Origin of the sequence: Nonomuraea jabiensis (assembly GCF_014204795.1) — a bacterium.
Lineage (GTDB): Bacteria > Actinomycetota > Actinomycetes > Streptosporangiales > Streptosporangiaceae > Nonomuraea > Nonomuraea jabiensis.
The window spans coordinates 2902881-2922851 of the sequence record NZ_JACHMB010000001.1; the positions used below are offsets into that span (position 1 = coordinate 2902881).

Annotated in this window: 19 protein-coding genes; 14 read left to right on the plus strand and 5 right to left on the minus strand. The window is 70.8% G+C overall.

Features of this window, described 5'->3' with window-relative positions; genetic code table 11:
- Window positions 1–128: 128 nt before the first annotated feature.
- The 6 genes from HD596_RS12655 (at window position 129) to HD596_RS12680 (ending at window position 5116) form a co-directional block, all read left to right on the plus strand.
- Window positions 129–1298 carry a sensor histidine kinase gene (locus tag HD596_RS12655; RefSeq protein ID WP_185069443.1) on the plus strand — a complete coding sequence of 390 codons (1170 nt, stop codon included), beginning with the start codon at window positions 129–131 and terminating at the stop codon, window positions 1296–1298.
- Window positions 1295–1954 (plus strand): response regulator, encoded by a 660-nt coding sequence (locus HD596_RS12660; RefSeq protein WP_185069444.1) that lies wholly within the window; start codon window positions 1295–1297, stop codon window positions 1952–1954. Before HD596_RS12655 ends, HD596_RS12660 begins: the two co-directional genes overlap by 4 nt.
- A gap of 19 nt (window positions 1955–1973) precedes the next feature.
- Complete coding sequence (locus tag HD596_RS12665; RefSeq protein WP_185069445.1) at window positions 1974–2573, plus strand: sulfite oxidase-like oxidoreductase; 600 nt, start codon at window positions 1974–1976, stop codon at window positions 2571–2573.
- 1 nt (window position 2574) lies between these two features.
- A complete protein-coding gene (locus HD596_RS12670) occupies window positions 2575–3312 on the plus strand; it encodes a ferredoxin reductase (protein ID WP_185069446.1) in 738 nt (245 codons plus the stop codon).
- Complete coding sequence (locus HD596_RS12675) at window positions 3309–3575, plus strand: DUF6510 family protein (RefSeq protein WP_185069447.1); 267 nt, start codon at window positions 3309–3311, stop codon at window positions 3573–3575. The genes HD596_RS12670 and HD596_RS12675 overlap by 4 nt, the downstream gene beginning before the upstream one ends.
- 134 nt (window positions 3576–3709) lie before the next feature.
- Window positions 3710–5116 (plus strand): LCP family protein, encoded by a 1407-nt coding sequence (locus HD596_RS12680; protein WP_185069448.1) that lies wholly within the window; start codon window positions 3710–3712, stop codon window positions 5114–5116.
- A gap of 188 nt (window positions 5117–5304) precedes the next feature.
- Here the strand turns inward: HD596_RS12680 and HD596_RS12685 are convergent, their stop codons facing one another.
- Window positions 5305–5871, minus strand: a complete 567-nt coding sequence (locus HD596_RS12685) for an NADPH-dependent F420 reductase (protein WP_185069449.1) — start codon at window positions 5869–5871, stop codon at window positions 5305–5307.
- Window positions 5872–5945: 74 nt separating this feature from the next.
- Window positions 5946–6542: a TetR/AcrR family transcriptional regulator gene (locus tag HD596_RS12690; protein WP_185069450.1), complete on the minus strand. Its 597-nt coding sequence runs from the start codon at window positions 6540–6542 to the stop codon at window positions 5946–5948.
- 69 nt (window positions 6543–6611) lie between these two features.
- Between HD596_RS12690 and HD596_RS12695 the strand changes: the two genes are divergently transcribed.
- Window positions 6612–7880 (plus strand): cytochrome P450, encoded by a 1269-nt coding sequence (locus HD596_RS12695; RefSeq protein ID WP_185069451.1) that lies wholly within the window; start codon window positions 6612–6614, stop codon window positions 7878–7880.
- Here HD596_RS12695 and HD596_RS12700 read toward each other — a convergent pair.
- Window positions 7843–8013: a DUF3073 domain-containing protein gene (locus HD596_RS12700; RefSeq protein WP_185069452.1), complete on the minus strand. Its 171-nt coding sequence runs from the start codon at window positions 8011–8013 to the stop codon at window positions 7843–7845. The two genes, HD596_RS12695 and HD596_RS12700, sit on opposite strands and share 38 nt — an antisense overlap.
- Before the next feature lie 87 nt (window positions 8014–8100).
- On the opposite strand from HD596_RS12700, the gene HD596_RS12705 reads away from it, so the two are divergent.
- A complete protein-coding gene (locus HD596_RS12705; protein ID WP_090938046.1) occupies window positions 8101–8433 on the plus strand; it encodes an ArsR/SmtB family transcription factor in 333 nt (110 codons plus the stop codon).
- Here HD596_RS12705 and HD596_RS12710 read toward each other — a convergent pair.
- Window positions 8426–8980, minus strand: coding sequence for a hypothetical protein (locus HD596_RS12710; protein WP_185069453.1), 555 nt, complete (start codon window positions 8978–8980; stop codon window positions 8426–8428). The genes HD596_RS12705 and HD596_RS12710 overlap by 8 nt on opposite strands.
- Before the next feature lie 77 nt (window positions 8981–9057).
- Between HD596_RS12710 and HD596_RS12715 the strand changes: the two genes are divergently transcribed.
- The 3 genes from HD596_RS12715 to HD596_RS12725 are packed head-to-tail and all read left to right on the plus strand — an operon-like array spanning window position 9058 to window position 11401.
- Window positions 9058–9570, plus strand: a complete 513-nt coding sequence (locus HD596_RS12715; protein WP_185069454.1) for a PadR family transcriptional regulator — start codon at window positions 9058–9060, stop codon at window positions 9568–9570.
- Window positions 9571–9580: 10 nt separating this feature from the next.
- The gene (locus HD596_RS12720; RefSeq protein ID WP_185069455.1) at window positions 9581–10459 is read left to right on the plus strand and encodes a 1,4-dihydroxy-2-naphthoyl-CoA synthase; all 879 of its coding nucleotides are present in this window, start codon (window positions 9581–9583) and stop codon (window positions 10457–10459) included.
- A gap of 27 nt (window positions 10460–10486) precedes the next feature.
- Entirely contained in the window at window positions 10487–11401 is a 915-nt protein-coding gene (locus HD596_RS12725; protein WP_185069456.1) for an aminoglycoside phosphotransferase family protein, read from the plus strand.
- Here the strand turns inward: HD596_RS12725 and HD596_RS12730 are convergent.
- On the minus strand, window positions 11389–12315 hold the full coding sequence (locus tag HD596_RS12730; RefSeq protein ID WP_246554396.1) for an NADP-dependent oxidoreductase: 927 nt from the start codon (window positions 12313–12315) through the stop codon (window positions 11389–11391). The genes HD596_RS12725 and HD596_RS12730 overlap by 13 nt on opposite strands.
- A 142-nt stretch (window positions 12316–12457) precedes the next feature.
- Here HD596_RS12730 and HD596_RS12735 point away from each other — a divergent pair, with 142 nt between their 5' ends.
- The 3 genes from HD596_RS12735 to HD596_RS12745 are packed head-to-tail and all read left to right on the plus strand — an operon-like array spanning window position 12458 to window position 19928.
- Complete coding sequence (locus tag HD596_RS12735; RefSeq protein WP_185069457.1) at window positions 12458–13009, plus strand: hypothetical protein; 552 nt, start codon at window positions 12458–12460, stop codon at window positions 13007–13009.
- On the plus strand, window positions 13009–15105 hold the full coding sequence (locus HD596_RS12740) for a flotillin family protein (RefSeq protein WP_185069458.1): 2097 nt from the start codon (window positions 13009–13011) through the stop codon (window positions 15103–15105). The genes HD596_RS12735 and HD596_RS12740 overlap by 1 nt, the downstream gene beginning before the upstream one ends.
- Window positions 15102–19928 carry a DNA repair ATPase gene (locus tag HD596_RS12745; protein ID WP_185069459.1) on the plus strand — a complete coding sequence of 1609 codons (4827 nt, stop codon included), beginning with the start codon at window positions 15102–15104 and terminating at the stop codon, window positions 19926–19928. Before HD596_RS12740 ends, HD596_RS12745 begins: the two co-directional genes overlap by 4 nt.
- Window positions 19929–19971 lie beyond the last annotated feature (43 nt).

The window sequence follows — 19971 nt, forward strand, 5'->3', positions numbered from 1 at the left end:
TGCCGTGGTTGACTCATGCGCCTACCGCCCCGGAAGGCACCTTCGTGCGGACTACTTCGCCGGGAGTAGTCCGGAATTACATCCAGGCGGCGAGGATCGTGCCCTGGTCAAGGCTCTAATGTGCAGGAATGACCTTTCTGCGCGGATGGCACCCGCTCGCCGTGGACAGCGCGCTCGCCGCCGTCGTGGCCGTGATGCTGTCCGCCACTGTGCTGGTCACGCCGCAGGCGGGCGTCCTGGACCTGGCCGCCGTCCTGGTCGGCTCGCTCTCCCTCGTCGCCTGGCGCCGCGCGCCCCTGGTGCCGCTGGTCGTCGGCACGGCCAGCATGCTCGTCTTCTCCGTGCACGCCCAGCCGGGCCCGCCCGCCGCCTTCCCCGTGATGATGGCGGTCTTCGCCGCGGTGTGGGCCGGACACCGGCTGCTGCCCGCGCTGGCGAGCGCGGTGTTCCTGGGCGTCAGCCTGGCGGTCGACCTGGCCACCGCCACCGGGCAGAGCCCCAAGGACATCGTCCAGGCAACGACGCTGCTGCTCGGCTGGTTCCTGGCGTCGGGGGTGACGGCGACGGTCACCCGGCAGCGGCAGGCGTACCTGGAGCAGGTCGAGCAGCGGGCCGTGGAGGCCGAGCGCACCCGCGAGGAGGTCGCGCGCCGGCGCGCGGGCGAGGAGCGGCTCAGGATCGCCAGGGAGCTGCACGACTCGCTCACGCACAGCATCTCGGTCATCAAGGTGCAGGCGGGCGTGGCCGTGCACCTGGCCCGCAAGCGCGGCGAGGAGGTGCCCGGGGCGCTGCTGGCCATCCAGGAGGCCAGCGGGGACGCCATGCGCGAGCTGCGCGCCACGCTGGAGGTGCTGCGCGACACCGACGACCCGGACGGCTGCGGCGACCCGGACGGCTCCGGCGCGCAGGACAGCCGCCTCGACCGGCTCGACGACCTGGTGGAGCGGGCCCGCTCGACCGGGCTGGCCGCCACGGTCACGATCTCGGGGGTACGGCACGAGCTGCCCGCCGAGGTGGACCGGGCCGCGTACCGGATCGTCCAGGAGGCGCTCACCAACGTCTCCAGGCACGCGGGCGGGGCGGCGGCGTCCGTACGCGTCGACTTCGGCTGCGACGAGCTGGTCGTGCAGGTGGACGACGACGGCCTGGCCAGCAGCGACGCACCGCCCGTGCCCGGCGTGGGCCTGCTCGGCATGCGCGAGCGGGTCACGGCGCTCGGCGGCCGGCTGCGGGCCGAGCCCCGCCCGGAGGGCGGCTTCACCGTACGCGCAGAGCTTCCACTGGGGGAACCGACGTGATCCGCGTGCTGCTCGTGGACGACCAGGCACTCATCCGCGGCGGCTTCCGCGCCCTGCTGGAGGCCGAGGACGACATCGAGGTCGTGGCCGAGGCCGCCAACGGCGAGCAGGCCCTCGCCCTCGCCCTCGAACACCTGCCCGACGTGGCGCTCGTCGACGTCCAGATGCCGGTCATGGACGGCATCGAGGCGACCCGGCGCATCGCGGCCGACGAGCGGCTGAGCGAGGTCCACGTCGTGATCCTCACCAACTACGGCCTCGACGAGTACGTCTTCAACGCGCTCCGGGCGGGTGCGAGTGGGTTCCTGGTCAAGGACACCGAGCCCGCCGACCTGCTGCAGGGCGTCCGGGTCGCGGCCCGCGGCGACGCGCTGCTGTCCCCCGCCATCACCCGCCGCCTCATCGGCGAGTACGTGGCCCGCCGCCCCGAGCCGGAGCCGCAGGGCCTGGACGTGCTGACCAACCGCGAGCGCGAGGTGACGGCGCTGGTCGCCCGCGGCATGTCCAACGACGAGATCGCCGCCCACATGGTGATCAGCCCGACCACCGCGAAGACGCACGTCAGCAGGGCGATGACCAAGCTGCGGGCACGCGATCGGGCGCAGCTCGTGGTCTTCGCGTACGAGTCGGGCCTGGTGGCGCCGCGTCGGGGCTGATCGCGTGATGAAATGAGGCGTGAACATCATTTCGCGCGGTTTCCGCGGACGGCACCGGCCGGACGGCGACCGGCTGCCACCCGGGCAGTACCTGGTCGACGACTTCCCCGTGCTGTCGGCAGGGCCGACGCCGCGGGTGCCGCTGGATCGGTGGGAGTTCGCCATCGACACCGAGGCGGAGCAGACCCACCGCTGGTCGTGGCAGGAGTTCATGGCACTGCCCAGTGAGACTCCCACGGTCGACATCCACTGCGTGACCAAGTGGACCAAGCTGGACACCACCTGGGAGGGCGTCTCGCTCGACGTGCTCTTCGAGGACGTCGAGACCGCCGCCGAATACGCGCTCGTCTACTCGTACGGCGGCTACACCACGAACCTTCCGCTCGAGGACCTCCTCGACGGCAAGGCGTGGATCGTGCACCGCTTCGACGGCGAGGAGCTGGAGCCCCGGCACGGCGGCCCGGCCCGGCTGATCGTGCCGCACCTGTACTTCTGGAAGTCGGCCAAGTGGGTACGCGGCATCCGGCTGCTCAACGAGGACTGGCCCGGCTTCTGGGAGACCGCCGGCTACCACAACTACGGCGACCCGTGGCGCGAGCAGCGCTACGAGGGCGACTGAGGTGCGCCGCCTGGCCTGGCGGGCGGCCGAGCTCGCCGAGATCGTCACCGAGACCGCGACCGCGCGCACGCTGCGGTTCCGGGTGCCCGAATGGCCGGGGCACCTGGCGGGGCAGCACGTGGACGTGCGGCTGACGGCCGAGGACGGCTACACCGCGCAGCGCAGCTACTCGCTGGCCGGCCCCGCCGACGGCGACCTCGTCGATCTGACCGTGGAGACCGTCCCGGACGGCGAGGTGTCGCCGTACCTGACCCAGGTCATCGAGGTCGGCGACCAGGTCGAGCTGCGCGGCCCGGTGGGCGGCTGGTTCGTCTGGCGGCCGGAGAGCAAGGCGCCGGTCGTGCTGGTGGCCGGCGGGTCGGGGATCGTGCCGCTGATGGCGATGATCAGGACGCGCCGGCAGGCGGGCAGCCGGGTGCCGTTCCGCCTGCTCTACTCGCTGCGCGACCCGGACCGCCGCTACTACGCCGAGGAGCTGCGCAGCCCCGACCCGGGGCTCGACATCTCCTACCTCTACACCAGGTCCGCGCCGTCCGGCACGTCCCGCCCGCCGGGGCGGATCATGCTGGACGACCTGGCCGAGGGCGGCTGGCCCGCGACCTTCGAGCCCGACTGCTACGTGTGCGGGCCGACGGGGTTCGTGGAGGCGGCGGCCGACCTGCTGCTCGCGCTGGGGCACGCGCCCGAGCGCATCCGTACCGAACGTTTCGGAAGTTCCGGACAGGGGGAGCTGACATGACCGCAGAGCACCTCGACGGCAACGCGCTGGCGGGCCCGCTCGGCGAGATCTTCGCCGTGGACGTCACCGCCGCCACCGGCCGCTGCGCGAGCTGCGGCCTCGCGGGCCCGGTCGCCTCGCTGCGCGTGTACGGCCCCGACCCCGGGCTGGTGGCCCGGTGCCCCGGCTGCGAGGAGGTGATCCTCCGGCTGGTACGCGGCCCGGGCACGGCCTGGCTCGACCTGCGCGGCACGGTGTCGCTGCGCGTCAACCTGCCCGACTGACGACGTTGGGGACAGATCGTTCCGCATGAACGGGCCCGACTGAGTACACTCGGGCACGTTCAACCGGCCGAGATCTGTACGGCGAGGCTCTTGGCCATGGGCGGCGGCCCGCGGCCCCGTCCCTCTGGAGTCACGTGAGCAGCGGGCTAGTCGACGCGCCCCCGTCCGAACCGAGCGCGCCACCCCGGCGGCGCCGCCGCTGGCTGCGCTGGACGATCGCGGTCGCCGTGACCGTGGTCCTCCTGGTCGCGGGCGTCGCGGTCGGCGTCTACGCGAAGCTGACCGGCAACGTCAAGCACATCGACGTCACCGCCGACGACCTCGGCGCCACCCGGCCGCCCAAGGTCGCGGGCACCGCCATGAACGTCCTGGTCGTCGGATCGGACCAGCGCGACGGCAAGAACGCCAAGTACGGGCACCATATCGCGGGCGAGCGCACCGACACGATCATGCTCGTGCACGTGTCGTCCAAGCGCGACAACGCGATGGTCGTCAGCTTCCCGCGCGACTCGCTCGTCCAGCTCCCCGCCTGCCGCGCCACCGGCGGCCTGCCCGGCCAGCGGCCGCACCTGGGCATGATCAACGAGTCGTTCAACTCCGGCGGCATCGCCTGCACCTGGAAGACGATCGAGACGCTCACCCACATCCGCATCGACCACTTCGTGAAGGTCGACTTCACCGGCTTCAAGAGCATGGTCAACGCCATCGGCGGCGTCGAGATCTGCCTGCCCGAGCCGGTGAACGACAAGAAGGCCCTGCTCCACCTGCCCGCCGGGCGGCAGACGCTCACCGGCGAGCAGGCGCTCGGCTACGTACGCGCCCGCTACAGCATGGGCGACGGCTCGGACATCGGGCGCATCCAGCGGCAGCAGATGTTCATCGCGTCGATGGTCAAGAAGGTCATGAGCGGCGAGACGCTCACCGACCCCGCCAAGCTGCTGGGCATCCTCGACGCCGGCACCAAGGCGGTGACCACCGACCGCGGCCTGAACTTCGGCGTCATGAAGGACCTCGCCACCAGCCTCCAGGGCCTGAACGCGGGGCAGATCCGCTTCATCACCACCCCCTGGCACTACTCCCTCACCCAGCCCGGCCGGGTCGAGTGGGTGCAGCCGCAGGCCGGCCACCTGTTCCAGATCGTGGCCAAGGACCAGAGCGTCCAGGGCGTCAAGGGCGGCCAGGCCAAGGTGGGCCGGACCAAGATCCAGATCGAGCTCCGCAACGGCACCTGGCGCAGCGGCCTCGGCACCCAGGTGGCCGCCGCCTTGGAGCAGCGCGGCTACCACATCACCAAGATCGGCGACTCGGCCCGCAAGCCGCAGGCCAAGACCACCCTCCTGTACGGCCCCAACGGCGAGACCCGCGTCCCCACCCTCACCAACGACCTCCAGACCTCTGCGCTGCGGAAGGTGGCGGGGGCGCAGACGAATCGGCTGGTGCTGGTGATCGGCTCGGACTGGACGGGGCTGAAGCCGTTGCGCGCGGACGACACGGAGTCCATCAAGGGCTTCGACGCCACCCACGACACCTGCGCCACCTGACCCCCGCCGTACCCCGCCGACGCGGCGCGCCAAAGACGAGCGCCCACTGCGGGTGCGGCGGGCAGTGCGGCGGCGGCGGGGCGCGGTGGTGGCGTGGGTGCGCGGTGTGGCAGGCCGGAACGGGGGCGGGTTCGCGGGTGGCCAGGACGCCGTGGGCGGGTTCGCGGGTGGCCGGGAGGCGGCCGCGGTCAGCGGGCTTCGGAGAGGCCTCCGCCGTCGATGGCGGTGAAGCCGGCGTCCTCGATCAGCGGCACCACCTCCTTCTTGGCCGCGTCGTCGTCCCCCCAGTAAGGCATGTCGGCCCGCGCCCCGCCCCGCTGCCCCACCGTCCCCAGCGTCAGCAGTTCCTTCGAGTACTTCGTGTTGAACGTCCGCACCAGCCGGACCTCCTCCCCGAGCACGCGCTGCTGGTACTGCGGGCTGGTGAGCCCGCCGGGGACGGCGACCACCACGGCCAGGCCGTCCCGTTCGGCGATCGGGTTGCTGGGGTCGACGACGATCTTGCCGGAGAGGGCGTCTCCGAGCTCCGCCGACACGGCGCGGAACGCCTCCCAGCCCACCGCCAGCACGATGACCTCGCCGAACCGCACGGCCTCGCTCGGCGTGCCGCCCCGGGCCCGCCCGGCGGTCGCCGCCGTGGCCGCTGCCACGCGGCTGGGGTCGGCGTCGCTGAAGAACACCTCGTGTCCGCCCGTCGAGAGCAGGCGGCCAAGAGGCACGCCGAGTCTTCCAGAACCCACGATTGCCACACGCATGTCTTGATCACCTCGTCACCGAAAGGGACCCACCAGACCCCGCCGGTCACATTCCTCCCCAGGTCAGAGGCTTGCTACGCGATGAGCGACGAGAGAGCGGCGAGGGAGTCGACGACCTGCCGGGCGTCGGGCGTGGCGGCCGGGTCGAGCAGCCACTGCAGCAGCAGCCCGTCGGTGATGGCCACCAGCACCGACACGAGGACCTCGGGCGCCACCGGCAGCTCGATGCCGAACTGGGCGACGGCCCGGCGCACCATGTCGGCGCCCGCCCGGCGGCAGCGGGCGTACGACTCGGCCAGCCGTTCCCGCAGCGCGGCCTCGCGCAGCGCCGCCGGGTAGCCCTCGACGAAGACCACGAGCTGCGGCCGCAGCTCCTCGAATCTGTCGACCAACTCCGTCATGGCGCGCTCCAGCATCTCCCGCGCGCTGCCCGGCTGCGAGCTGAACATCGCCCGCTCGACCTGGGCGATCCACTGGTCGAAGAACTCGGCGAGGGCCTCGTTCAGCAGCGCGTCCTTGCCGCCGAAGTGGTAGCCGATGGAGGCCAGGTTGGTGCCCGAGGCGGCGACCAGGTCCCGGGCCGTCGTACGGGCATAGCCCTTCTCCTGCAGGCAGCTCACCGCTCCTGCCAGCAGTCTCTCCCGGTATCCACCGGCCTCTGTTCGTGCCACGTGATCCATGCTACAGATATATACAAGCGTCTATGACATACGTACGTACACGAAATGAAGAGGTCGGACATGATTCCTCCCGGGCCGAGACTTCCCTCGGCGGTGCAGACGGCGTGGTTCATCCGGGACGCGCCCGGCATGCTCACCAGGCTCCGGCGCAAGTACGGGCCGATCTTCACGGTCCGCTTCACCGGCCTCCCGCCGGAGGTCTACGTGACCACCGGGGAGCTGGCCGAGCAGGTCTTCCGGACCGACCACGGCGGCGGGCGCGCGGGCGAGGCCCGGCGCGAGTTCCTCGCGCACATGGTGGGCGAGCACTCCGTCCTCACGCTCGACGGCGACCCGTGGTGGCGGCACCGCAAGCTGCTCAACCCGCCGCTGCGCGCCAAGCAGGTCGCCGGCTACCGCGACGACATCGCGGCCATAGCGGCGGAGAGGATCGCGACCTGGCCGCTGGGCAGGCCTTTCGCGCTGCGCGACCGCATGCAGGACATCACGCTGGAGATCATCATCCGGCTGATCTTCGGCATCCACGACGCCGGGCGCGTCAGCCGGCTACGCGCGCTGCTGCCCGAGCTGATCGAGACCGGCGGGTCCCCGCTGATCCCCATGCTTCCGGAGAGGTTCCGCCGGATCCCGTTCGGGCCCTATCCCCGGTTCGTACGGGTGAGCGCCGAGGTGGACGCGATCCTGTTCGACGAGATCCGCCGCCGCCGGGCCGCGCCAGGAGGCACCGACGTGCTCGGCCGCCTGCTGGACACCGAGCTGGGCGACCACGAGATCCGCGACGAGCTGATCACCATGCTCCTCGCCGGGCACGAGACCACCGCCACCGGCCTCGCCTGGGCCTTCGAACGGCTCCTGCGCATGCCCGAGATCCTCGACCGGCTCCCCGACGACGAGGCCTACCTCGACGCGGTGGTCAAGGAGGTGCTGCGGGTCAGGCCGGTGGTCTACGAGGCGCCGAGAATGCTCGACGCCCCGCTACGGCTGGGCGAGTACGAGATCCCCGCCGGATGGTACGCGGGACCGTTCATCCCGCTCGTGCACCACGACCCCGCCGCCTTCCCCGAACCCGACGAGTTCCGCCCGGAGCGCTTCCTCGACGGGCCCCAGAGCAGGGCCTGGATGCCGTTCGGCGGCGGGCGGCGCTTCTGCGTCGGCGCGCAGCTGGCGCTGCTGGAGATGCGCGTCATCATCCGCGAGGTACTGCACCGCCTGGAGCTCACGGCACCCGATCAGGCGCCGGAGGCCAGGCGGCTGAAGAACGTCACGCTCGCACCCGCGAACCTGACCCGCGTCACTGCGCGCGCTCGGACTCCTGCTCGGACCCCGTAGGCGGGTAGATCTCCTCGCGGCGCGCATCGGCTCCCAACTCCTCGCGAAGCCGGTCATAGTCGATGTTGTGGTTGGTGTACTTCAGCTGGCGAGCGACCTTCGTCTGCTTCGCCTTGGCTCTTCCTCGGCCCATGGCTACTCCCTAGTCCCCGCTGTCATCCTAGCCAACAACGTTACGACTTGAAGAATTATGCAACTGCGCTGGATTAGTCTGGGCTATATGCACGTGGAGGTCCACCAGGCCAAGGCCGACTTCTTCAGAACGCTCGGCCACCCCGCTCGCATCCGAGTGTTGGAGCTACTCCAGGAAGGGCCGCTTCCCGTCCGGGATCTGCTGGCCCAGATCGACATCGAGGCCTCGAGCCTCTCCCAGCAGCTCGCCGTCCTGCGCAGAGCGGGGATCGTGAGCGCGATTCGCGAGGGCAGCACCGTCGTCTACACGCTGGCCACACCCGAGCTGGCCGACCTGCTCGGGGCTGCCCGCAGGATTCTCACCGACATGCTCGCCGACCAGGGCGAGCTGCTCGCGGAGCTGCGAGCGGAGGTCACTTAGCCAGCGCCGTCCGCACGCGCTTGGGGTACCAGGCCGTGAAGACGGCGGGCAGAACGAAGGTGAGCACCTTGATGGCGATGACGAGCGTCGTCGCGTGAGGTGAGAGGGACAGCACGAGCGTCAGGGAGACCGCGGCGACGGTGAAGGCCGCCGCCCAGACCGTGGTGATGACCGCGTTGACGCGGTGGAAGCGCGGGGTCTCCCAGACCTCCTTCGGCGCCATCGTGCGCGCGATGCCGAGCGTGAAGGGCTTGCGGATGGCCAGCGAGCCCCAGGCGGTGCCCGCCAGCCAGACGTTGACCAGCGCGGGGCCGTACGGAGTGAGCGGCGAGTGCGGGGCCACCAGCGACAGCGCCGTGAGGCAGGCGAAGAACAGCGCCGCGCTGCTCTCGATCACCATCTCGTCCCAGGCCCTGCCCGCCCTGCGGTCGATGACGACGAGGCCGAGGGCGATGACGAGCCCGGTGATGGCGCCCCAGCGCCACTCGTCGCCGGTGGCGATGACCGCGTAGACGATCCAGGGCAGGAAGCCGAGCAGACCGCGCATGGTGGGGTGTCCTTTCACATTCCTAAAGTGACATGTCGAAGCTAGAACCTCCTGCGCTGATATGTCAATATAGGAATATGAGCCTTCGACACGCCGTGCTGGGACTGCTCTCCGAGGGACCCGCGAGCGGATACGACCTGATGAAGATGTTCGACATCTCGCTGTCGAACGTGTGGCCCGCCACGCAGAGCCAGCTCTACGCGGAGCTGGGCAAACTGGCCGACGCGGGTCTCGTGGACGTGTCGGCCGAGGGCCCGCGCGGCCGCAAGGAGTACGCGATCACCGAGGCGGGCCTGGCCGAGCTGCGTCACTGGATCACCGAGGTCGAGCCGACCAGGGTCCTGCGCAGCGACATGCTGCTCCGCGTGTTCTTCCTGGCCCAGGTCGCGCCCGAGCAGGCCCGCGGCTACCTGCGCCACCAGGCCGAGCACGTCCGCAAGCACGTGGAGCACCTGGAGGGCATCCGCGGGTTCCTTGAGAACCGCGACGACAACCTCTCGGTGTACGGCCGGATCAGCCTCGAATACGGCCTGCGCCTGGGCAGGGCCCAGCAGGAGTGGGCCGAATGGGCCGAAGGTCAGATCGGTTAGGCTCTGGCGCATGGTCTCCGAGCTGTTCGATCCCAAGGCGTGGCAGGCGGTCGAGGGATTCGACTTCACCGACATCACCTACCACCGGGCAGTCGACCAGGGCACGGTGCGGATCGCGTTCGACCGCCCCGAGGTGCGCAACGCCTTCCGCCCGCAGACCGTGGACGAGCTCTACCGCGCGCTCGACCACGCCAGGCAGACCACCGACGTCGGCTGCGTGCTGCTCACCGGCAACGGCCCCTCGCCCAAGGACGGCGGGTGGGCCTTCTGCTCGGGCGGCGACCAGCGCATCAGGGGCAAGGACGGCTACCAGTACGCCGACGGCACGGCGGCCACCGGGCGGCTGCACATCCTGGAGGTGCAGCGGCTCATCCGGTTCATGCCCAAGATCGTGATCTGCGTGGTGCCCGGCTGGGCCGCGGGCGGCGGCCACAGCCTGCACGTCGTGGCGGATCTCACACTCGCCAGCGCCGAGCACGCCCGCTTCAAGCAGACCGACGCCGACGTGGCCAGCTTCGACGGCGGTTTCGGCTCGGCCTATCTCGCGCGGCAGGTCGGCCAGAAGTTCGCCCGCGAGATCTTCTTCCTCGGCGACACCTACACGGCGGCCGACGCGCACCGCATGGGCATGGTCAACGCCGTCGTCCCGCACGAGGAGCTGGAGCGTACGGCCCTGGAGTGGGGCCGCAAGATCAACGGCAAGTCGCCGACGGCGCAGCGGATGCTCAAGTTCGCCTTCAACGCGATCGACGACGGGCTCGTCGGGCAGCAGGTGTTCGCCGGCGAGGCGACGCGGCTGGCGTACATGACGGACGAGGCGGCCGAGGGGCGCGACTCGTTCCTGCAGAAGCGCGAGCCCGACTGGTCGCCGTACCCCTGGCACTTCTGAGCCGGCGCTTCCGGGCAGACTGGGGCCATGACGATCAGGGTGCCGGCGGCGTTGACCGAGTCGCACGTGAAATGGGACGGGGAGGCCGGTCGCGCCTGGTCCGCGGCGCTCCCCGCGCTGGCCGAGCGTTACCTGGAGGAGTGGGCGCTGCGGCTGGACGGGGAGCCCAGGCACGGGGTGGTGTCCCTCGTGCTGCCCGTCTTACGCGAGGACGGGACGAAGGCGGCGCTCAAGCTCCAGCCCGTCACCGACGAGAACGCCACCGAGGCTCCCGGCCTGCGCACCTGGGCCGGTGACGCGTCGGTGCTGCTGCTCGACTCCGACCCCGACACCGGCACCCTGCTGCTCGAACGGCTGGAGGCCGACCGGCCCCTGTCCGCCATGCCGGACGACCTGAAGGCCCTGGGCATCCTCGCGGACCTCCTGGCCCGCCTGGTGTCCTACCGGGCGCCCGAGGGGATGCGCCGGTTGGGCGACATCGCCCGGGCCATGCTGGAGGACGTGGACCGGGCCGTGGCGAAGCTGCCGCGCGAGAGCGACCGCCGCTGGATGCGCTACTGCGCGGGCGCCGTCGGCGAGCTCGTCTCCGAGCCGGGCGACCGGCTGCTGCACTGGGACCTGCACTACGACAACGTGCTGGCCGCCGACCGGGAGCCGTGGCTCAGCATCGACCCCAAGCCGCTGGCGGGCGACCCGGGGTTCGACCTGCTGCCCGCCCTGCACAACCGCTGGGACGCCGTGGTCGCGACCGGCGACGTGACGCGGGGCGTGCTGCGCCGCTTCGACCTCATGGTGGACCGGCTCGGCCTCGACCCCCGGCGGGCCGCCGGGTGGACGCTCGGTCGGGTGCTGCAGAACGCCCTGTGGGACGTCAAGAACGAGGAGACCGAGCTCGACGAGATCGGCCTGGCCGTCGCCGAGGCCGTACGTCAGCGGATCTGAAGGACGATCTTGCCCTGGCCGTGGCCGGTCTCGATCTCCCGGTGCGCCTGCGCCGCTTCCTCCAGCGGGTACGTCCTGCGTACCGAGAACGTGAAGGCGCCCTCGGCGTACAGGCGGGCGTAGCGCCCGAGCCGCTCGGCGGAGCGCTGCCCCTGCACCACCCGGACACCCAGCTCGGCCGCCTTGCCGTGCTCGACCAGCGTGACGATCCGGGCGCGGTCCTTGACCAGCTCGATCGAGACCTCCAGCGCGTGGCCTCCGGCCCCGTCGAGCGCGGCGTCCACGCCGTTGGGGGCGAGGGCGCGTACCCGGTCGGCGAGCCCGTCGCCGTAGGCCACCGGGACGGCGCCGAGGTCGCGCAGGTAGTCGTGGTTGGCCTCACGGGCCGTTCCGATCACGGTGGCCCCGCGCCGCCGGGCGATCTGCACGGCCGCCGTGCCCACGGACCCGGCCGCGCCGTGGACGAGCAGCGTCTCGCCCTCCGCCAGGCCGATCCCGTCGATCGCCAGCTCGGCGGTCTGCACGCCCGAGGTCAGCCCGCCGGCCACCTCCCACGGCACCTGCGCGGGCTTGGGCGCCACGTCCGTCCCCGGCACCACGATGTACTCGGCGTAGGCGTGCAGCGCCGAGAACCCGAGCACCTCGTCCCCGACGGAGACCCCGCTCACGCCGTCGCCCACCTGGTCCACCACGCCCGCGAACTCGTTGCCGGGAATGCGCGGGAAGGGCTTGGGGCCCATGTACGGCGGCAGCCACCCCGCCCGTACGGCGGTGTCGAACGGCTGCACGCCGGCCGCATGCACCCGTACCCGGACCTCGCCGGGGCCCGCCTGGGGCGCGGGCAGCTCCATCACCTTCAGGACCTCCGGGCCACCGGGTTCGGCGAAGGCCGCGGCTCTCATCACGTCAGTCATGAGCTCCAGCCTGCAACCTCAACCTAAGTGGAGGTCAAGTCGGGGAAACTCGCCAGACTTTTCGGGAACTTCTCGCTTTAGTCGCGCTTTATCTGTATATAGTCCGTCAGGACGTCAACGGGGGATGGGCACACGAGGCGGGATGACTGAGTTCTTAGACACCGTACTGAGCTTTCCGACTGTCATTTTCACTTTCCTTCTCGTGGTGGTCATCGGTTATTGGCTGACCGTGATCACCGGGCTGTTCGAACTGGAAGATGACGCCGCCTGGCTGGGCCTCGGGGGAGTCCCGGCCGGCATCGTGCTTTCGCTGTTGATTGCCCTGGCCTGGTTGCTCTGCCTCATAGGCAGCGTGGTGGCGAGTGGCGGCCTGCTGATCGCCGTCCCCTTCGCCGCACCGGTCGGGGCCTGGCTGGCCATCCGTGGCCTGCTGGGTCCGCTGCGCAGGCTGTTCCCCCCGGGGGACCGGCATTCGCGTGGCGACTTCGTCGGCCAGATGTGCGTGATCCGCACCGGCGCGGCCACCTCCGACTTCGGCCAGGCCGAGGTCACCGCCGCCGACGGCTCGTCCGCGGTCGTGCAGGTACGCACGACCGGCGAGGACCGCCTCGCCCGCGGCGACAACGCACTCATCTTCGAATACGACAAAGACGGCGAATTCTTCTGGGTCATGCCCTACGAAAGTGAGCACTGATGGACGTCATCTCCACCGGCTTCGGCGTATTTCTCGCCGTCATCCTGGTCATCGTGATTGGCCTGCTCGTCGTCATCGGCCGCCTTTTCCGCAAGGTGGAGCAGGGCAAAGCACTGATCATCTCCAAGGTCAACAAAGTGGACGTGACGTTCACCGGCGCCGTCGTCTTACCGGTCGTCCACAAGGCCGAGACGATGGACATCTCGGTCAAGACCATCGAGATCGAGCGGACCGGCCGGGAAGGGCTGATCTGCCGGGACAACATCAGGGCCGACATCAAGATCACGTTCTTCGTCCGCGTGAACAAGACCGCCGAGGACGTCATCAAGGTCGCCCAGGCCATCGGCACCGTCCGCGCCAGTGACGAGTCGACGCTGCAGGAGCTGTTCAGCGCGAAGTTCTCCGAGGCGCTCAAGACGGCCGGCAAGCAGCTCGACTTCGTGGACCTCTACACCAAGCGCGACGAGTTCAGGGACCAGATCGTCCGGCTCATCGGCACGGACCTGAACGGCTACAGCCTCGAGGACGCCGCCATCGACTACCTCGAGCAGACCTCGCTCATGCAGCTCGACAAGAGCAACATCCTCGACGCGCAGGGCATCCGCAAGATCACCGAGCTGACGGCGATCGAGCACGTGCGGACGAACGAGTTCCAGCGCAACGAGGAGAAGGAGATCACCCGCCAGAACGTCGACGCCCGCGAGGCCATCCTGGAGCTGCAGCGCCGCCAGGCCGACGCCGAGCTCAAGCAGCGGCGGGAGATCGAGACCGTCAAGGCCCGCGAGGAGGCGGAGATCGCCCGCGTGCAGGCCGAGGAGCGGCTGCGCGCCCAGAGCGCGAACATCAAGGCCGACGAGCAGCTCGGCGTGCAGAACGAGAACCGCGCCCGCGAGATCGCGGTCGCCGAGAAGAACCGCGAGCGCGTGATCGCGATCGAGTCCGAGCGGATCGAGAAGGACCGCGTGCTGGAGGTCATCGCCCGCGAGCGGGAGACCGAGCTGTCGCGCATCGCCAAGGACAAAGAGGTCGAGACCGAGAAGCGGACCATCGCCGAGGTCATCCGCGAGCGCATCGCGGTCGACAAGACCGTGGCCGAGCAGGAGGAGAGCATCAAGCGGCTGCGCGTGGTCGAGGAGGCCGAGCGCACCCGCCAGACCGTGATCATCGCCGCCGAGGCCGAGGCCCAGGAGAACCTGGTCAAGGACATCAAGGCGGCCGAGGCCGCGGAGGCCGCGTCCAAGTTCAGGGCCCGCGAGGAGCTGGTGCTCGCCGAGGCCAGGCAGCAGGCCGCGGAGCTGGAGACCAGGGCCAAGATCCGGCTGGCCGAGGGCATCCAGGCCGAGTCGGCCGCGGCCGGGCTGGCGCAGGTGCAGGTCAAGGAGCGCGACGCCGAGGCCATCGAGAAGGTCGGCCGCGCGGAGGCGCTGGTGCTGAAGGAGCGGCTGGCCGCCGAGGCCGAGGGCGCCAGGTCCATGGCGCTGGTCGAGGGCGACCGGCTCAAGGCGCAGGCCGCGGGTGAGCAGGCGATGGCGCTGGCCGGGGCGGCCGCGGTGGGCGAGAAGCTCAAGGCCGAGGCCGAGGGTCTCACGCAGAAGGCGGCCGCGATGGCGGCGCTGGACGAGGCCAGCAGGGCGCACGAGGAGTACCGCCTGCGCCTGGAGGCCGACAAGGAGATCAGGCTCAAGCACATCGACGTGTCGCGGCAGGTGGCGGAGTCGCAGGCCAGCGTGCTGGCCGCCGGTCTGGCCAAGGCGAACATCGACATCGTCGGCGGCGACACGATGTTCTTCGACAAGGTGGTCGGGTCCATCACCGCCGGCAAGGTGGTCGACGGGTTCGTGGACCACTCGCAGGTCGCGGGCGCGCTGGTCTCGCCGTACGTGAACGGCTCGGCCAGCCTGGCGGCCGACCTGGCGAACGTGATCGGCGGCGTGCGCAGCGAGGACATCAAGAACCTGACCGTCTCCGCCCTCCTCATGCGGCTCATCCAGGACGGCGGCCCGCAGTCGACGGCGCTCGGCGAGCTGCTGGAGACGGCCCGCAGGCTCGGCGTGGCCGACTCCCCCGTGGCGGCGCTCGCCGGGGCCGCTCGGTGACCGAGCTTGAGGCGGGGACTTACGAGGTCCTCAGGAACAGGCTCCAGGCCCAGGCCAAGATCCTGACGGCGGCGGCCGAGGCGCTCAACGGGGCGCGGCTGAAGGTGTTCGGGGGCGCGGAGCTGCGCCTGCTGGGCACCGAGCGGATCCGCACGGAGAACAACTGCGTCCCCAGGAACATCGTCTCCCTGGGCGACGTGATGCTCTTCGGCTACAACGTCTTCATCGGGCTCAAGCCGGAGACGGCGGTGGCGGACGTGTTCGCGGTGCACCGGTTCTCCAGGGACGGTGACGCGTTCCGGTTCGACGCCGACAAGCTGGAGACGCTGGACGATCCGGCGTTCAAGAAGGACTTCGCCGAGCTGTACCGGTACTACAAGGAGACCAGGCTGCAGCAGCTGCGGCGGGTCGAGGGCAAGCTGCTGGCGGTGTTCCAGACGGGGCCGGCGGACCTGCGGGTGCTGCGGTGGACGGTCGACAACGGCGGAGTCCCGAAATATCTGGACAACCGGGGGGAGCGTGACCACACCTTCCCCCCGTCCCACGACTTCGAGTGGACGCCGACCACGCGCGACGACCACGTGCTCGGACGGCACCCGCACATCTCGATCGAGGGCGAGGTGTTCGTCGAGACGGTCGGCGGCGACCTGACCATCAAGATCGAGAACAACACGGAGACCGGCGCCGGCATCTACGCCGAGCCGGTCACCGAACAGCTGCAGAGCCTGGCCGACGCCGACGTCGAGTACGCCAGGGTGGGGCCGCTCATCCTCATGCGGATCAGGCCGTACAAGGAGACCGAGTGGCGCCACCTGGTCTTCAACACCCGCACCAAGGCCGTCATCAGGCTCGACGGCCTCGGCCAGGCGTGCCAGCGCCTGCCCGAGGACCAGGGGCTGATCTTCCCCGGCGGCTACTACCTGGCGACCGGGACCAGCAAGACGTTCGACACGGACGTGACGGATCTGGAGTTCGAGCGGGTGGTCCGCTCGCCCAACGGCGAGGACGTCCTGTACGTCTTCCACGCCAGGGGCGACGGGCGCTCGCTGCTGCTGCCGTACAACGTGATCAGGAAGGAGGTCGCCAACCCCATCGTCTGCCACGGCTACTCGCTGTTCGACGACGGCACGATGGTGGTCTTCCGCGCGACCTCCGACGAGCCCACGCGGGTGCACCCGATGCAGGTCTGGCAGACGCCGTACGTCTCCGACACGTACGCCGCCGCCCAGCCCGCCGGGACGGGGCCGCTGGAGCGCATCGGCAACGCGGAGCTGGTGCGCGGCATCTCCGACTGCCTGTCCGTCTCGCGGATGGTCGAGGAGATGGCGGCGTCCGCGGGGACGTTCGAGGGGCTGATCGCGGCCTGCACGCGGACGTTCGACTCCTACCACTGGCTGGAGGAGCACGGCCTGAGCGGGCCGCTCGCCGACGTGCGGGCCACGGCCGAGCAGGTGCTGGACGAGTACGAGAACGTCGAGCAGCTCACCCGCCAGGCCACCGAGGCGCTCGCCGCCGCCTCCGAGGAGACCACCCACCTGGTACGCGAGGCGCGGGCGGACAGCCCGCTCACCGCGGACGCCTGGGTCGACACGCTGGCCACGCTGCGGCGGGCCCAGGGGCGCCTGGTGACGTTGCGCGAGACGCGCTACATCGACCTGGCCGGCCTGGACGCGCTGTCCTCCTCCGTGACGGAGGAGCTCGCCTCCGTCGGCAGGCGGGCGGTCGACTTCCTGCAGGGCTCGGACGCGTTCACCGCCTACCACGCGGCCGTCGAGGAGCTCGCCGGCGCGGCGGCCGCGATCGGCACGGTCGCGGAGGCCGCCCCCGTGGCGGACCGGCTGGCCGCGCAGGCGGAGGGCTTGGAGGTGGTGACCGAGGTCGTCGGCTCGCTGGACATCGCCGACGCGACCGTACGCACCTCCATCCTGGGCCGGATCGCCGAGGTCCTCGGCGGGGTGAACCGGGCGCGCGCCATCCTGGACGGGCGCCGGCGCGAGCTGCTCGGGGCGGAGGGGCGGGCCGCGTTCGCCGCCGAGTTCGCCCTGCTCGGCCAGGCCATCACGGGCGCGCTGGCCATGGCGGACTCCCCCGCCAAGTGCGACGAGCAGCTCGGGCGGCTGATGCTGCAGCTGGAGACCCTGGAGTCGCGCTTCGGCGAGTTCGACGACTTCGCGGCGCAGCTGTCGGCCAAGCGGGAGGACGTCTACGAGGCGTTCTCGGCCCGCAAGCAGACCCAGCTCGACGACCTCGCCCGGCGCGCCGACCGCGTCTTCGCCTCCGCCGAACGCATCCTGGGCAGCATCACGCGCCGCCTCGGCGCGCTCGGCTCCATGGACGAGGTCAACACGTACTTCGCCACCGACCCGATGGTGGCCAAGGTCCGCTCGGCCGCCGTGGAGCTGCGCTCGCTCGGGGACGCCGTACGGGCCGAGGAGCTGGACGGGCGCGTCAAGTCCGCCCAGCAGGAGGCCGGCCGGGCCCTCCGGGACCGCCTCGACCTCTTCTCCGACGGCGGAGAGACGCTCCGGCTCGGCCGCCACCGCTTCGCCGTCAACACCCAGCCCATCGACCTGACGCTGGTGCCGCACGACCAGTCCATGTACTTCGCGATCACCGGGACCGACTACCGCTCGCCGGTGCCCGCCTCCTTCGCCGACACCCGGCCCTTCTGGGACCAGCTACTGGTGTCGGAGACGCCCGAGGTGTACCGGGGCGAGCACCTGGCCGCCTCGCTCCTGGACTCCCTGCCCCCCGGGGCCGCTGTTGAGGACGCGGTGCGGCAGGCGGTGGAGTCGCGCTATGACGAGGGGTACGAGCGCGGAGTCCACGACCACGACGCCGTCGCCATCCTGGACGTGCTGGTACGGCTGCGGTCGGGGGCGGGGTTGCTGCGGTACCCGGCCGAGGTGCGGGCGGCGGCGCAGCTGTTCTGGGCCTTCGGGGTGGACGAGGTTTCACGTAAAACATTCACCACGCGCGCCGTGTCGCTCCTCCGCGCCCGCACCGTCTTCGGCCCCACGCCTGCCCTGGACTCGCTGGCGGTCGAGCTGGGGACGTCGATCGCGGGCTTCCTCGGCGCACTCCGCCCGAACCCGCTGGGCGCATTGGCAGCGGGCGACACCAGCATGGGGGCCGGGCTGGCGGGGGAGTATCTCGTCGAGGAGCTGGGTAGCAGCCCGTTCGGGTTCGTGACCAGCAAGGCGGCGCGCGACCTCCTCGACGGTTTCCGCCAGACCCTGGGCCCCGCCAAGCTGCGGGAGTTCGAGGACGAGCTCAAGAGCGTCCCGCTCCCCGAGCGCCTGCAGCTGGCCCACGCCTGGATGGCCGCCTACCACCAGGGCCCCGAGGTGGCGGAGGCCATCGCGGTGCAGCTGTGCGACGTCCCCCGCCACGACTCCAGCGCCGCCACCCAGGAAACCGTGGACGGCCTCCTGGGCACCCACCCCCGCATCAAGGACCGCAAACTCGACATCCGCCTGGACGAGCTCCTGACCAGGACACGCCACTTCCGCCAGGAGCGCGTCCCGGCGTACCGGGCCTACCAGCGGCGCAGGAGCGAGCTGGTCGAGGCCGAGCGCCGGCGCCTGCGCCTGGACGAGTACAAGCCCAAGGTCATGAGCGCCTTCGTACGCAACCGCCTGCTCGACGAGGTGTACCTGCCGCTGATCGGCGACAACCTGGCCAAGCAGCTCGGCGCGGCGGGCGCGGGCAAGCGTACCGACCAGATGGGCCTCCTGCTGCTCATCTCGCCGCCGGGCTACGGCAAGACGACCCTGATGGAGTACGTGGCCAGCCGCCTGGGCCTGGTGTTCGTCAAGGTGAACGGTCCCGCCCTGGGCCACGGAGTGACCTCGCTGGACCCGGCGGACGCGCCCGACGCGACGGCCAGGCAGGAGGTGGAGAAGATCTCGTTCGCGCTGGAGACGGGCAACAACACGCTGCTCTACCTCGACGACATCCAGCACACCTCGCCGGAACTGCTGCAGAAGTTCATCTCGCTCTGTGACGCCCAGCGGCGCATCGAGGGCGTGTGGAACGGCCGCACCCGTACGTACGACCTGCGCGGCAAGCGGTTCGCGGTGTGCATGGCGGGCAACCCGTACACCGAGTCCGGACAGCGTTTCCGCATCCCCGACATGCTGGCCAACCGCGCCGACGTCTGGAACCTGGGCGACGTCCTGTCGGGCAAGGACGACCTGTTCGCGCTGAGCTACGTGGACAACGCGCTGACCTCCAACCCGGTCCTCGCGCCGCTCTCCGGCCGCGACCGCGCGGACGTCGAGCTCCTCGTACGGCTCGCCAAGGGCGACACGACCGTCCAGCCCGACCAGCTCCGTCACCCGTACAGCAAGCCGGAGCTGGATCAGATCCTCAGCGTGCTGGCCAAGCTCGTACGGGTCCAGGAGGTCGTGCTGGCCAACAACCAGGCCTACATCGCCTCGGCCGCCCAGTCCGACGCGGCCCGCACCGAGCCCCCGTACCGGCTGCAGGGCTCGTACCGCAACATGAACAAGCTGGCCGAGCGCATCGTCCCCGCCATGAACGACGCCGAGCTGGAAGCGGTGATCGACGACCACTACCTGGGGGAGGCCCAGACCCTGACCACGGACGCCGAGGCCAACCTGCTCAAGCTGGCCGAACTGCGCGGCCGCCTCACCCCGGCCCAGGCCGGGCGCTGGGCGGAGATCAAGACCGCCTACCTCAAGGCCAAGGCCCTGGGCGGCACCGACGACGACCCGATGGCCCGGGCCGTGGGCGCCCTCGGCCTCCTGGCCGACCGCGTTGGCGAGGTCGGCACCGCCATCCGCGAGACCGACCGCTAGAGCCAGCCCACCCTGGTGCGGCGCCCGCGAACCCATCCACCAC